The 14,239-nt window shown below is 40.3% G+C and carries 12 protein-coding genes and 2 tRNA genes; 7 read left to right on the forward strand and 7 right to left on the reverse strand.

The genetic code is table 11. The annotated features are described in order from the left end of the window. Positions 1-121: 121 nt before the first annotated feature. The 6 genes from recR to rsgA all read right to left on the reverse strand — a co-directional run bounded on the left by recR (position 122) and on the right by rsgA (position 5,229). Positions 122-724, reverse strand: a complete 603-nt coding sequence (recR, locus tag A4G13_RS04995) for a recombination mediator RecR (protein WP_011200679.1) — start codon at positions 722-724, stop codon at positions 122-124. A 68-nt stretch (positions 725-792) separates the two neighbouring features. Then, the gene (locus A4G13_RS05000; protein WP_090654877.1) at positions 793-1,122 is read right to left on the reverse strand and encodes a YbaB/EbfC family nucleoid-associated protein; all 330 of its coding nucleotides are present in this window, start codon (positions 1,120-1,122) and stop codon (positions 793-795) included. A 106-nt stretch (positions 1,123-1,228) separates the two neighbouring features. Then, positions 1,229-1,729 (reverse strand): PTS glucose transporter subunit IIA, encoded by a 501-nt coding sequence (crr, locus tag A4G13_RS05005; protein WP_011200681.1) that lies wholly within the window; start codon positions 1,727-1,729, stop codon positions 1,229-1,231. Positions 1,730-1,788: 59 nt separating this feature from the next. Further along, positions 1,789-3,516, reverse strand: a complete 1,728-nt coding sequence (gene ptsI / locus A4G13_RS05010; RefSeq protein WP_090654874.1) for a phosphoenolpyruvate-protein phosphotransferase PtsI — start codon at positions 3,514-3,516, stop codon at positions 1,789-1,791. Positions 3,517-3,632: 116 nt separating this feature from the next. After that, positions 3,633-3,890 carry a phosphocarrier protein Hpr gene (ptsH, locus tag A4G13_RS05015; RefSeq protein ID WP_011200683.1) on the reverse strand — a complete coding sequence of 86 codons (258 nt, stop codon included), beginning with the start codon at positions 3,888-3,890 and terminating at the stop codon, positions 3,633-3,635. 280 nt (positions 3,891-4,170) lie between these two features. After that, positions 4,171-5,229, reverse strand: coding sequence for a small ribosomal subunit biogenesis GTPase RsgA (rsgA, locus tag A4G13_RS05020; RefSeq protein ID WP_090654871.1), 1,059 nt, complete (start codon positions 5,227-5,229; stop codon positions 4,171-4,173). Between the two features lie 91 nt (positions 5,230-5,320). Here rsgA and orn point away from each other — a divergent pair, with 91 nt between their 5' ends. From orn to mutL, 6 genes are all read left to right on the forward strand, one after another. Beyond that, positions 5,321-5,881, forward strand: a complete 561-nt coding sequence (gene orn / locus A4G13_RS05025) for an oligoribonuclease (RefSeq protein ID WP_011200685.1) — start codon at positions 5,321-5,323, stop codon at positions 5,879-5,881. A 135-nt stretch (positions 5,882-6,016) separates the two neighbouring features. Then, positions 6,017-6,092: transfer RNA gene (locus tag A4G13_RS05030), tRNA-Gly, on the forward strand. Between the two features lie 111 nt (positions 6,093-6,203). Then, positions 6,204-6,279, forward strand: a tRNA-Gly gene (locus tag A4G13_RS05035). A gap of 211 nt (positions 6,280-6,490) precedes the next feature. Then, a complete protein-coding gene (tsaE, locus tag A4G13_RS05040) occupies positions 6,491-6,979 on the forward strand; it encodes a tRNA (adenosine(37)-N6)-threonylcarbamoyltransferase complex ATPase subunit type 1 TsaE (protein WP_090654869.1) in 489 nt (162 codons plus the stop codon). A 17-nt stretch (positions 6,980-6,996) separates the two neighbouring features. Continuing rightward, positions 6,997-8,841 carry a LysM peptidoglycan-binding domain-containing protein gene (locus A4G13_RS05045; protein WP_090654866.1) on the forward strand — a complete coding sequence of 615 codons (1,845 nt, stop codon included), beginning with the start codon at positions 6,997-6,999 and terminating at the stop codon, positions 8,839-8,841. Positions 8,842-8,873: 32 nt separating this feature from the next. Then, on the forward strand, positions 8,874-10,769 hold the full coding sequence (gene mutL / locus A4G13_RS05050; RefSeq protein ID WP_090654863.1) for a DNA mismatch repair endonuclease MutL: 1,896 nt from the start codon (positions 8,874-8,876) through the stop codon (positions 10,767-10,769). Between the two features lie 55 nt (positions 10,770-10,824). Here mutL and A4G13_RS10550 read toward each other — a convergent pair whose 3' ends face one another. Further along, positions 10,825-13,023 (reverse strand): YadA family autotransporter adhesin, encoded by a 2,199-nt coding sequence (locus A4G13_RS10550; RefSeq protein WP_090654860.1) that lies wholly within the window; start codon positions 13,021-13,023, stop codon positions 10,825-10,827. 254 nt (positions 13,024-13,277) lie between these two features. On the opposite strand from A4G13_RS10550, the gene miaA reads away from it, so the two are divergent. After that, positions 13,278-14,222, forward strand: coding sequence for a tRNA (adenosine(37)-N6)-dimethylallyltransferase MiaA (gene miaA / locus A4G13_RS05060; RefSeq protein ID WP_090654856.1), 945 nt, complete (start codon positions 13,278-13,280; stop codon positions 14,220-14,222). Positions 14,223-14,239 lie beyond the last annotated feature (17 nt).

Consider the following 14,239-nt stretch of genomic DNA (forward strand, 5'->3'; position numbering starts at 1 on the left):
ATAAATCACTTAATGCTGAAACTAAAAAGATTGTTAAATTCTACCGAAAGTATTATAAAAGTACAAACTCGCCTCATAGCCGTTGCGTTCTCCAGACAAAAATACCGACGGATGAGATACTTTAGCCTATTGTCCGTCGCCCTAAAAAAGAATGCGTTAGCGTGGTACCGTCAACGGTTTCCAACTCGCCGCCAACCGGAATCCCATGGGCAATTCGGCTTACTTTAATATTTTGCTGATTACATAATTCGGCAATATAGTTAGCGGTAGCATCACCTTCAACCGTTGGATTTGTAGCAAGAATCACTTCATTGAATTGTTCTTGTTGTAAACGGCGTTGTAATAAATCTAAGCCGATTTCCCGCGGACCGATACCGTCCAAAGGCGACAAATGCCCCATCAATACGAAATAACGGCCGGAAAACTGCCCGGTCTGTTCTATCGCCTGAATATCCGCCGGCATTTCAACCACACATAACAATCTCGAATTCTGACGGCGCGGATTATCACAAATAGAACAAATATCTTCTTCGGTAAAAGTCCGGCAATGCTCGCAATGTCCTATTTTAGACATAGCTTCCGTAAGCGCACGGGCTAAATTCATACCGCCGCTGCGATCCCGTTGCAAAAGATGATATGCCATACGCTGTGCGGATTTCGGCCCGACACCGGGCAAACAGCGTAAACTTTCGATTAAATTTTCTAATAAAGGACTGGTTTGCATAAGACTCTAAAAATAACAAAAAACAAACCGCACTTTTAAAAGTGCGGTCTTATTTCATAAAATTTTACTTAAAACGGCATTTTAAAACCCGGAGGAATCGGCATACCAGCGGTAACTGACGCCATTTTCTCTTTTTGTAACTCATCCGCGCGGCGAGCGGCATCATTAAATGCGGCAGCGATGAGATCTTCCAACATATCCTTATCTTCTTCCATTAATGAAGGATCAATTTCCACGCGACGGCAATTATGCGCACCGTTAATTGTTACTTTAACTAACCCCGCACCGGACTCACCGGTTACTTCAAGTTGGGCAATTTCCTCCTGCATTTTTTGCATACGCTCTTGCATTTGCTGAGCTTGTTTCATTAAATTGCCTAAGCCACCTTTTCCAAACATAATTCTTCTTCCATTTTGAGCGTATAAAATATACGAATAAATTAAATAAAAAGTCCGCTCTAAACAAAGCGAACTTTCTAACAATTATAATGAGACTAATCAGCTTTTATTTTTTTAGTGATAAAACCACTGAATCGCCGGCAACAACCTGACCTACTTTTTTATCCAACGCACTAATTTCATCCATATTTGAAATTACTACCGGAGTAAGGATAGATTTCGCTTTTTGTTCTAAAAGTGGTAAATCAAACTCAATAATAGTATCACCACGTTTCACAGACTGACCCTCTTGTGCAACACGGGTAAAACCTTCACCTTTAAGTTCAACGGTATCAATACCGAAGTGAACAAATAATTCAATACCTTCTTTTGATTCCATTGAAAATGCATGATTTGTTTCAAAAATCTTGCCAATCACGCCGTCCACCGGTGCAACAATTTTGTCACCGTTCGGACGAATCGCAATACCGTCGCCAACGATTTTTTCAGAAAAAACCACATCCGGTACATCTTCAATATTAACAATTTCACCTGAAAGCGGCGCATAAATGTCCACTTCTACGGTTTTACTATTTTTTGAACCAAATAATTTATCAAATAAGCCCATTTTTTAATCTCCTGAATCGACAATTTTCCGTATTCTACATGAAAAACATGAATTTGTATCTAATTTAATGTTTTTTCAGCTAAAAAATCAGCAACTAATTTTTCAATTTCGGCAGCAGTCGGTAATTGCAGGGCTTTATCTGCTAATGCTTTTGCTTCGGCAAAATTAACACTACGAACCAATTTTTTAATACGAGGAACGGAAATAGCGCTCATGCTGAATTCGTCTAATCCCATACCTAATAATAAAATAGTGGCTTTTTCATCACCGGCTAACTCACCGCACATACCAGTCCATTTACCTTCGGTATGAGAGGCGTCAATAACCTGTTTAATTAAACTTAATACTGAAGGTGACATTGGATTATATAAATGTGAAATCATTTCATTACCACGGTCAACCGCTAAAGTATATTGAGTTAAATCATTAGTACCGATACTGAAGAAGTCCACTTCTTTTGCTAAGAATTTTGCATTTACTGCAGCTGACGGCGTTTCACACATTACACCGATTTGAATATTTTCATCAAAGGCTTTACCTTCGGTGTGTAATTCTTGTTTTAAAGTTTCGATAACGGATTTCAATTCGCGAATTTCTTCAACGGAAATAATCATCGGGAACATTACCGCTAATTTACCGAATGCGGAAGCACGTAATACCGCACGCAATTGAGCATTTAAGATTTCGCGACGATCCAATGCGATACGAACCGCACGCCAGCCTAAGAACGGATTCATTTCTTTTGGCAGATTCATATACGGTAATTCTTTATCACCACCAATATCCATGGTACGTAGTACCACCTGACGACCGTTCATCGCTTCTACCACTTCTTTATAAGCGATAAATTGTTCTTCTTCTGAAGGCAGTTGGTCACGATCCATGAACAGGAACTCGGTACGGTATAAACCGACACCTTCCGCACCGTTACGATCCGCACCCTCACAGTCACGAATCGTACCGATATTCGCCACCACTTCAACACGGTGACCGTCCAATGTTACTGCCGGTAAATCTTTTAATTTAGCTAATTCCGCTTTTTCTTCCGCTAATTTTGCTTGTTGGGCTTTTAAGCCGTCAATCACGTCTTGAGCCGGATTCACATAAACAGCGTTATTGATTGCATCAAGTACTAAATAATCACCGCTGTTAATCATTGCGGTTGCATTATTTGTACCTACAATTGCCGGTAATTCCAGCGAACGGGCCATAATAGAGGTATGTGAAGTACGACCGCCGATATCAGTAATAAAACCTAATACTTTGTCTAAATTCAATTGTGCGGTTTCTGATGGCGTTAAGTCATAAGCAACCAAGATTGACTCTTCGTTGATTTCGCCCAAATCCACAATTTTCATGCCTAAGATATTTTTAATTAAACGGTTACCGATATCGCGAATATCGCCGGCACGTTCTTTTAAGTACTCATCATCAATATCCGCAAGCATAGCAACTTGTTGATCAATGATTTTACTTGCCGCAACTCCCGCATTTACTTTGTTTGAACGCAAATAATCAATGATTTCTTCTTCCAACTCTTCATCTTCAAGAATCATTAAATGACCTTCGAAGATAGCCGCTTTTTCTTCACCGAGAGTTTTCTCTGCACGATCTCTAATGGCGCTTAATTGTTCCACTGCCGCCGTACGGCCTTCATAAAAACGAGCTACTTCAGTTTCAACTTGATCTTCAGCAATTTTTTGCATATCAAGTACAATTTTTTCCTCTTTCAGAACTAACGCTTTACCAAAAACGATACCTGGTGAGGCCGGGATTCCTGAAATCATGTGTAACCTTCCGATAATAATTTAATTAAAAAAATCTAACTATGATAAACGACATAGCCATAAAACTCTTTTATTAACAGTGATAAATCAATAAGAAAGTTTTATGGCCAGACAAATTATTCTAATGTAGGAATTAATGCAACTAAATGGTCAACAGCATTTTGCTCATCTTCGCCTTCAGCTGAAATTGTAATTACAGTTCCTTGAGTTAAGCCTAAAGTTTGTAATTTAAATAAACTTTTCGCACTTGCACTTTTACCGGCAGAAGTCACTGTTACATCAGATGCAAACGCTTTTGCTTCTTTTACAAATTGTGCAGCCGGACGAGTGTGTAAGCCGTTAGGAGCTGTAATTTCAACATCTTTTGAATACATAATTTTACCTCTAATAGTAATGTTTTTTGTTTTTAATGTGGAGCAAACAGGTAACCGGTTAACTTTTGACCTGTCTACTAAAATTTAATTATTCATAAACCACAACGGACACTCTAAACCATTTTGTCTGATAGTTCAAAATAAATCTTATTTAGTATCAAGATTATTCCTAATTAATTCAAGTTAAATCCTATAAAAACTTGAGCTAGTTCATCTTTTTGTCAACCGATAGATTAATTTTTAATAAAAATATAACAAATTAGTAATAAAAATAACCGAATTACCTTATATCCTGCTCCATAAAATGGCGTTGCGATTTATTTTCTTCCCGGCTTGAAATCAAGCGATGGTAATTATCAAATCTGACGGGGTGGATTTTCCCGAGCTCCACAGCTTCCCGTAAGGCGCAGCCCGGGTCGTCAATATGTTTACAGTCCCGGAATTTGCAGGTTCCTAAGAAATATTGGAATTCCCGATAACCGTTGGTGATTTGTGCAGGTTCCAAATGCCATAAACCGAACTCTCGAATGCCCGGCGAATCAATCAGATTTCCGCCCTGCGGTAAATGATATAAACGGGAAGACGTGGTGGTATGCTGTCCCAATCCCGAAGTTTCGCTGATTTCACCGGTTTGCGCATTAACTTCCGGTAAAATATAGTTGATTAAACTGGACTTCCCTACCCCGGATTGCCCGACGAAAATCGACGTACCATCCGCTAAAAGTGCGGTCAGTTTTTCCATATTTTTTCCACTAATCGCCGAAATCATTAATGTTTCATAGCCGATTTTTCGGTAGATTTCCAGTTGTTCTTCCGCTTCCCGCCACTGTTCGTCCGTTAATAAATCAACCTTATTCAACAAGATAACGGCAGGAATATTAGCGTTTTCACAAATAACCAAATAACGATCAATAATATTCAGGGATAACGCCGGTAGCACCGACGAGACAATAATAATGCGATCGATATTCGATGCCATGACTTTCAGTCCGTCATAATAATCCGGGCGGGCAATTTCATTTTCACGCGGTTTAATCGCTTCAATGACCCCGCTAATACCCTGTAGTTTTTCATGCCCTCGGCGCCACACTACATGATCTCCCACCACCACATTGGCTAATGTGCGACGTAAATTACAACGGAAAATCTCGCCTTGACTATTCTCCACATCCGCATGCATAGAATAACGAGTGACGACAACACCGTCTTGCGTATCGCCAAGCATTTCTTCCAGCCAATCAATCTCTTTTTTTGCTCTTCGGTGATGACGATCCAATGCTTTTACATTATTTGAATGAATTCGACGTTTTTGATTTTGAGTTAATTTACGCTTAGTCAAACAGAAGTCCTTAAAGTGCGGTAGATTTTCGTATAATATTACGGGTCAACAAATCAGTTAACATATAAATGCCTATAGGATACTCCAAATTATGCAATTAGATAACCAAAATCTAATCTGGATCGACTTAGAAATGACCGGATTAGACCCTGAAAACGAGCGCATTATTGAAATCGCCACCATTGTTACCGATAAAGATCTGAATATTTTAGCCGAAGGCCCGGTGCTTGCCGTACATCAATCCGACGAATTACTCGCCAAAATGAGTGACTGGTGTATAAAAACCCACAGCGCAAACGGTTTAGTGGATCGCGTTAAAGCCAGCAAATTAACGGAGCGTGCCGCCGAATTGCAAACTATCGATTTCCTAAAAAAATGGGTGCCTAAAGGCGCTTCCCCTATTTGCGGCAATAGTGTGGCGCAGGATAAACGCTTTTTATTTAAATACATGCCCGAACTTGCCGATTACTTCCATTACCGTCATTTAGACGTCAGCACTTTAAAGGAACTGGCTCGTCGCTGGAAGCCCGAGCTGCTGAACGGTTTTGAGAAAAAAAATACTCATCTGGCATTAGACGATATTCGCGAAAGCATTGCCGAACTGGCTTATTATCGCGATCATTTTATTAAATTGGATGGTGACCAAAAATAATTGGCGGCATATTTGTCTGCCAAAATAATAAAATCTGATATTTTTTAGGCAAAAAATCCATTTTTTTCATTTTGGGGTTGCATGGCAAATAAATATTTGTATAATACGAGCCCATCACTTCTAATGCTAGTGAACGCGGGAATAGCTCAGTTGGTAGAGCACGACCTTGCCAAGGTCGGGGTCGCGAGTTCGAGCCTCGTTTCCCGCTCCAAACTACTCTAAAACGATCGTTTTAGATGTTACCAAATCAATTAGATTTGCAATACATACCGAGATCTATATTCTCAAACATTTAGTAAGTATCGCAAATTTAACTGGTGATGCGGGAATAGCTCAGTTGGTAGAGCACGACCTTGCCAAGGTCGGGGTCGCGAGTTCGAGCCTCGTTTCCCGCTCCAATTTTCTCCTAAGTTATTTTTTTCGTAATTTACCTATTTCAGATAGATTATTTACATTTTATTTTTCCTAAAAAATAAAACGGCTGATTTTTCAGCCGTTCTTTTTATCTGTTTTTAGCGAAATTTCATATTGAATTTGACTAATTCCTACTTTATTTAAAAAAAGTGCGGTACAATTTAGCGCTTTTTTATAATTCTCAGTTTTAACGCCATGACAGAATTAACTCACTACAATCAATATATCGCCGACGAAAACGCTATGATTGCTTTTGGTCAACAATTAGTTCAAGCCATTAATAAACTTGATAACAATAAACCTGTTGTTATTTATTTAAACGGCGATTTAGGAGCGGGTAAAACAACGTTAAGTCGAGGTATGATTCAAGGTTTAGGACATCAAGGTAACGTAAAAAGCCCGACTTACACTTTGGTTGAAGAATATCATTTGCAGAATAAGCATATTTATCACTTTGATCTCTATCGCCTAAGCGATCCGGAAGAGCTTGAATTTATGGGAATCCGCGATTATTTTGGCACGGATACCATTTGCCTTATCGAATGGGCGGAAAAAGGTATCGGATTGCTTGCCGAACCGGATCTTATTGTAAATATCCGTTATGCAGATAATGCTCGCGATATTGACCTTATCGCACAAAACGCACAGGGCGAACAAATTATTACATTATTAGCAGCAAAATAATTAGAAGTACTTTCCGCATGAAACGATTTTTTTTACTTTTTTTGACCGCACTTTTCTTCGCTATTAATCCTGCATGGGCGGCAGTTTGGACTATTGCCATCGACCCCGGTCACGGCGGTAAAGACCCTGGTGCCATCAGCCGTAATTTAGGTATATATGAAAAAAATGTCACCCTGTCTATTGCTCAGGAATTAAAAGGAATTTTAGATAGAGACCCGAATTTCCGTGCGGTACTCACCCGCCGCGGTGATTATTATATTTCCGTGCCGCAGCGTTCTGAAATTGCCCGTAAAAACAAAGCGAATTATTTAGTCTCAATCCATGCGGACTCATCCGAAAACCCGGCATTAAAAGGTGCCTCGGTTTGGGTGCTTTCAAACCGTCGGGCAAACGACGAAATGGGCCAATGGCTCGAAGACCACGAAAAGCAATCCGAATTGTTAGGCGGTGCCGGCTCCGTACTGTCTAATCACGGAAGTGAAAAATACCTCAACCAAACCGTATTGGATTTACAATTCGGACACAGCCAACGTACCGGCTATGAACTTGGGCGTAGCATTTTACGCAATTTTGCAAAAATTGCCGACTTAAGCCGTACTTCTCCGCAACATGCAAGTTTAGGCGTTTTACGTTCCCCCGATATTCCGTCGGTATTAGTGGAAACGGGCTATTTATCTAATGCCACGGAAGAAGCGAAGCTCAGCTCACCAAGCTATCGCAAACGTATTGCCTATATTATTTATCAAGGCATTGTCGATTTTCGTAAACGCCATTTGGGCGGAGAAATCAATACATCCTCGAAAATAGCCGGTCAAATGCCGACAGAAAAAACGCAATCGGCTAACACGGCTAAAGCCAAAGACAACTTCAAAGACGATAAAGAAACCGTGCAGGACAGCGGCGTTCGCCATAAAGTGAAATCCGGCGAAACCATTGCGAAAATCGCCGGCAAATATAATGTAACATCCGAAGAAATCATTACATTAAACAAACTCAAACGAAAAGATCTTTATATCGACGAATTGGTGAAAATTCCGGCAGAAAAAACACAATCGGCTAACACGGCTAAAGCTAAAGACAACTTCAAAGACGATAACGAAACCGTGCAGGACAGCGGTGTCCGTCATAAAGTGAAATCCGGTGAGACGATTGCCAAATTAGCCCGTAAATATGACGTAAAATCAGAGGATATTGTTACTTTAAACAAATTTAAACGAAAAGATCTGTATATCGACGAATTGGTGAAAATCCCGGCTTCAGCAAAAAACCGACAAAAAAATGAACCCGTTACAAACACAAAAAACACCGAAAAAGCGGAAAGCAGCGCTAAAACGGCAAAATCAGAATTAGTAAACGGCAGTTATACCGTGAAAAACGGCGATACCCTGTTTAGTATTGCAAACCGTTTCGGGGTCAAACAAGAGGATATAATTGAGCTAAATAAACTGAAAAATGCCAATATTTTCGTCGGCAAAAAATTAAAAATACCGACGGGCGCCAAGTTGAAAGAAGACACAAAACAGCAAACAAAAACCAATAAAACGGCGAAAAAAGAAACCCAGGCAGAACCCAAAACCATTGAGAAAGCCACAGTTTCTTATACGGTTAAATCCGGCGACAGCATTTCCAGATTAGCTAACAAATTTGATGTCAAAGCGGCTGAAATCATCGAATTAAATAATTTGAAAAATAAAGAATTGCATATCGGCGATAAAATTAAATTGCCGGCTAATGCGAAAAATGTTGTCACGGAAAGCAAAAAAACGAGCGTAAATAAAAATACTGCTGTCAAAGGAACAAAATCCTCAACTAAAAATACAACGAATAAAAAAACTGCAAAACAGGATACAAAGAAAAAATAAACATCAACAAAAAATCAAATTAGGAAAAAATTATGCCGATTCATATTTTACCGCCACAACTTGCTAACCAAATTGCCGCCGGCGAAGTGGTTGAACGCCCGGCTTCGGTGGTGAAAGAATTGGTGGAAAACAGTCTGGATGCCGGCGCTTCCCGTATTCAAATCGATATTGAAAACGGCGGTGCTACTCTCATCCGCATTCGGGATAACGGCTTAGGTATTGCAAAAGAAGATTTAAGCCTCGCCCTTGCGCGTCACGCCACCAGTAAAATCAGTTGTTTAGATGATCTTGAGGCGATTTTAAGTTTAGGATTCCGCGGTGAAGCGCTGGCGAGTATCAGCTCCGTTTCCCGTTTAACCCTAACCTCCCGTACGGCGGAACAAAAAGAAGCATGGCAGGTTTATGCGCAGGGTCGGGATATGGAGACCACGATTAAACCCGCTTCCCACCCTGTGGGTACCACGGTTGAAGTGGCTAATTTATTTTTTAACACCCCCGCCCGCCGCAAATTTTTACGCACCGAGAAAACGGAATTCGCCCATATTGATGAAGTCGTTCGCCGTATCGCTCTTGCTAAACCGCAAATTGCTTTCACCCTTACCCATAACGGGAAAATTCTTCGACAATATAAAAGTGCGGTGGAAATCGAGCAAAAATTGAAGCGGGTTTCCGCCATCTGCGGTGAAGATTTCGTACAAAATGCGCTGCAAATTGATTGGAAACACGATAATTTGCATTTATCCGGCTGGGTTGCGGTACCAAATTTTCATCGTCCGCAAAATGATCTGAGTTATAGCTACGTAAACGGCCGCATGATTCGTGACAAAGTGATTAACCATGCTATTCGTCAGGCTTATGGTGATTATTTAACCAACGAGCAATATCCGGCATTCGTATTGTATTTGGATCTTGACCCTAATGAAGTTGATGTAAACGTGCACCCGACAAAACATGAAGTGCGTTTTCATCAGGCACGTTTGATTCATGATTTTATTTGTCAGGGAGTCGGCAATGCCTTGCAGTCCGAGCAGGCTGATTTTGCCCGATATGACACACCGGCATCCGCTGATGAAATCCAAGAACCGGCGGCAAACTGGCATTCTTCTTTGATCAAACCGAACCGCTCTGCAGCCGGCCATAATATATTTGAATCCGCTTCGGATAAAAACATATCGGGTGCAAACACGTATTCTCACGGTTCGGCGAAAATCAACCGATTTTCAACAAAATTTGCCGAAAATATACCGCACTTTTCAACGAAATCCGTCAGCAAAACAGAACAACAATTGTATGGCAACTTGCTGACAACACCGGCTGAAGCGAAAAAAAATACAGCAATTAATGCAGAGTCGGAAAATAGCTTTGAAAAAAACGTCTCAACCCCGCAACAATCAACTCAGCTTTCCGGGCAATTTTTGCACTCATTGGCGCTTGTTAAAAATCAAGCCTTATTGTTGCAACAAGGGCAGGATTTCTATTTATTGCCTTTAGCAAAATTACAAAAATTAAAATTTGAATTAACCTTGCAGCAACCGGATATTGCGCAGCAACCTTTGCTTATTCCGATTCTGTTCCGCTTAAATGAGCGGCAATTAGCGCAATGGCAAAAGCAAAAAAATTTCTTTTTACAAAGCGGATTTGAATTTGATGAAAATCCGGCACAACATCGTATAACTTTAAACAAAGTGCCAAGCTGTTTACGCCAGCAAAACCTGCAAGGTTGCGTTATCCGTTTATTGGAAGAAAATCATGAAAAAATTTCTGATTTTTTGACCGCACTTTGCAACCAACTACAACTTAATGAAATCCATGTATTAGCCGAAGCCCTGACACTTTTAACAGAAGTGGAGCTTTTGTTAAAAACACAAAACAAAATTCAGCTCGCACAATTGCTTATTTCCGTTGATTTTACTCAATATTTGCAATAAAAAAGGCAGGTAAATAAAATTCCTGCCTTAAACACTACCTATCTGCTATCATATATCAATATTGATAACCGACACCGACACCACCTGATACATCACCAACCGTATTGGCTGTCCCAGTTAATTTGATAATTACTTTACCGGTATCGGAAGATCTTGACCAACCTACAGCAAGAGCGGATTCATCTTTATAAGTTCCTACTGCAGCTGCAATCATAGATTTACCCGGAACATAAACCTGCGGTAATGCTACACCAGCTGCCACATTTGCCCCAATACCTCGCATTTCTTTACGGGTATCATGAAGTTTGCCTTCTACATTTCTTACTTTATGATCAACCGTATCTAATTGGCTCTTGTTCACGGCATCGGTCGGATTTACCCCGGCTTTAACATTAGTAATCCGTTGATTACCCGCATTTACACCTGACGAAGTCACACTAGGTCCATTTTTAACAGTCACACCGTTTGAATTGATAATCGTATTGCCGACTTTCACTTTTTCCGTGGCAGTCACGGTTTTGCTTGTTACCGAATTAACATTTACATCTTTTTTAAGTGCAACTTTATATTCTTTGCTATTCGATGAATTTGGTTGACTGGTTACTTCAATATTATCTCCTGCAACAACCGTTTCCTCTTTATTTACTACCGTTGATACGCCGGAACCACCACTAAAACTCAAATTTTGTAATGCACTATATAATTGACTACCGTTAATCGCATCAGTACTGGTAGCAGAAATTAAGCCGGCAGCAACATTTTGAATACGGCGTTCCCTACCCACATCACCAACTGAAACAACACCAACCGGGGAGCCGCCAGCAAATGAAAGGGTTCTAGTTACTGTGCCGATAGTTACAGAATCTGAAACATAAGCTCCCACACCTTTTGTAGAAGCCGACGCAGAAATTGTTTTTGCATTCGAACCTAAAGCAACGGAATTTTCAATATTGGCCTCTGCGTTATGACCAATCATCACCACATCCGCCACTTTGGTTTCCAACTCATTATCACTAGAACCTAAAATGACGTTATTTGAAACTGCAGTCACTTTATGTTTATCACCAATAACAATATTTTTCGTACTGTCCGATATCGTATTTTCCGAACCGATGATCGTCGTATTTTTCACATTCGTCGCCGTATTTTTATAACCGTTAAGCATGGTTTCAACGCTTTCATTCCCTGCTGTTCCCGTTAAAGTATTATTCACACCAAGAAGAGCCGAACGAAGCGTATAATCGGCCATATTACCGCCACCAAACGCCATGGTAGAGCCTGCGCCATTATACTCTTTAATTGTAGTCATTAAGCTGTCTTGAAACGCTTTTGCCGAGTCGCCACTTTCTGTCGGTACACTCCATAAACCAACTATTGAATTGGTAATTTCGTTACCCGCACCATACACCAATGCGCCGTTTGAATTCGCGACTTTATTGGCGATACCCGTTACACTATTGGCTATACCTGCATAATAGCCACCCGTCATTGATTCAATACTATTCAAAGAACCATAAATTGTCGCACCTAAGTTTTTACTCGGATTAGCTAACCACCCTCCATTATAGTCACTAGAAATAATATTATATACGCCCGTTGTTGTTGTAAAAGCACCATTACTATGGCTATTGGTGCCGAGTGTTGTACTATATACATTCAAATTTGTTGTACGAGTAGAATTACTATCTACTGTAGTATCACCTAACTGTCCTGCATAGTTATGAATACCAATCATCGTACTTCCTGTACGTGCAAAAGTATTCTGACCGATTGCAATACTACCTACTGCTTTTGTCGGATCCGCAGGAATTCGAGCAGAAGAAAACCAAGAGCCACTATAAGTTGTTTGGCCAAATGCAAATGATGCTTCACCACCGCCAGCCATATTTTCTATTTGGGCATTACTGCCAACAGCAATACTCCCCCCTTGGCTAGCATAGTTATTTATATTTGCGTCATCACCGACCGCAATATCACCAGTAGCATTACTAGCCCCATTGGAATATTGAATTTTTGCATTTTTACCTACAGCTACATTTTCAGCTTTAGGCGCATTACTTCCCGTACCATAAGCAACACCGCTACCAGCACCTGCTGCAGTATCTGCCGCATTGGCAAAAGTCATTGATAATATCAATGATGTAGCAATTTTTGCTACATCCGCCAAAATTTTTCCGGATTTTTTAATACATTCAGAATAAATCCGAATCTTTCGGCTAACCGGTTGCCCGTTACATTTAAAAATTTTTTTCATATACCCTCGTAATAAATATAATGTAATGCGATAAAAAAACGATAAAAGTTATTTACCTATTAACTTCTATCCAATTGAATTATATACTCAAACAATTTACATTCCACGCAATTAAGCAATGTTTTCTATTCTTTTTAAAAAAAATTTTTGCATAAAAATCACACAAATCCTAATACTAAGAAAACCAAAAAACAGAATGAAAATTTAGATATAATACGGGCTATGAAATATTCACTGAAAATAAACATTTATTTATGAACCAAAAACCAACTGCTATTTTTTTGATGGGGCCTACAGCTTCCGGTAAAACGGATTTAGCCATTCAATTACGCCAGGAACTACCCGTGGAAGTGATTAGTGTGGATTCTGCGCTGATCTACAAAGGCATGGATATCGGTACGGCGAAACCCAGTAAGGAAGAACTTGCTTTAGCGCCTCACCGCTTAATTGATATTATTGATCCTGCTGAAAGTTATTCGGCGGCCAATTTCCGCTCGGATGCCCTGCGGGAAATGGCGGATATCACCGAACAAGGAAGAATCCCCTTATTGGTCGGCGGAACTATGCTGTATTACAAAGCTTTACTTGAAGGGCTTTCGCCGCTTCCGCAAGCGGATGAAAAAGTGCGGTCGAAAATTGAAGAAAAAGCGCAAAAATTCGGTTGGGCGACATTACATAAAGAATTGTCGCTTATTGATCCTGTCTCTGCCGCTCGAATTAATCCCAATGACAGCCAACGAATAAATCGGGCGCTCGAAGTATTTTATATCAGCGGTAAATCCATGACGGAACTGACGGAACAAAAAGGCGAACAATTACCTTACCATATTCTTCAATTCACTATCGCTCCCGAAGATCGCGCTATTTTGCATCGGCGAATTGAAATGCGCTTTCATAAAATGATTGAGTCGGGTTTTAAGCAAGAGGTGGAAAGACTTTATCATCGGGGCGATTTACATATTGATTTACCGTCTATCCGTTGTGTAGGCTATCGCCAAATGTGGGAACATTTACGCGGTGATTATGATCTTGACGAGGCCGTATTCCGCGGCATTTGCGCCACTCGACAACTGGCAAAACGGCAAATTACCTGGCTGCGGGGCTGGAAGTATCCGATTCAATGGCTGGACAGTTTAAAAAATTCAGAAAATAAAGAAATCATAAAACGAGCGTTTGATTTAACTATGCAAAACGGATAAAAATTGATATATTGACG

The sequence above is a fragment of the Basfia succiniciproducens genome (assembly GCF_011455875.1).
Lineage (GTDB): Bacteria > Pseudomonadota > Gammaproteobacteria > Enterobacterales > Pasteurellaceae > Basfia > Basfia succiniciproducens.

What these genes read in the sequence shown, in the direction of transcription:
- ptsH (WP_011200683.1), bottom strand. Translation starts at nt 3,890, where the DNA reads ATGTATTCAAAAGATGTTGAAATTACAGCTCCTAACGGCTTACACACT.
- ptsI (WP_090654874.1), bottom strand. Translation starts at nt 3,516, where the DNA reads ATGATTTCAGGAATCCCGGCCTCACCAGGTATCGTTTTTGGTAAAGCG.
- A4G13_RS05045 (WP_090654866.1), top strand. Translation starts at nt 6,997, where the DNA reads ATGAAACGATTTTTTTTACTTTTTTTGACCGCACTTTTCTTCGCTATT.
- miaA (WP_090654856.1), top strand. Translation starts at nt 13,278, where the DNA reads ATGAACCAAAAACCAACTGCTATTTTTTTGATGGGGCCTACAGCTTCC.
- crr (WP_011200681.1), bottom strand. Translation starts at nt 1,729, where the DNA reads ATGGGCTTATTTGATAAATTATTTGGTTCAAAAAATAGTAAAACCGTA.
- A4G13_RS10550 (WP_090654860.1), bottom strand. Translation starts at nt 13,023, where the DNA reads ATGAAAAAAATTTTTAAATGTAACGGGCAACCGGTTAGCCGAAAGATT.
- A4G13_RS05000 (WP_090654877.1), bottom strand. Translation starts at nt 1,122, where the DNA reads ATGTTTGGAAAAGGTGGCTTAGGCAATTTAATGAAACAAGCTCAGCAA.
- recR (WP_011200679.1), bottom strand. Translation starts at nt 724, where the DNA reads ATGCAAACCAGTCCTTTATTAGAAAATTTAATCGAAAGTTTACGCTGT.
- tsaE (WP_090654869.1), top strand. Translation starts at nt 6,491, where the DNA reads ATGACAGAATTAACTCACTACAATCAATATATCGCCGACGAAAACGCT.
- orn (WP_011200685.1), top strand. Translation starts at nt 5,321, where the DNA reads ATGCAATTAGATAACCAAAATCTAATCTGGATCGACTTAGAAATGACC.
- mutL (WP_090654863.1), top strand. Translation starts at nt 8,874, where the DNA reads ATGCCGATTCATATTTTACCGCCACAACTTGCTAACCAAATTGCCGCC.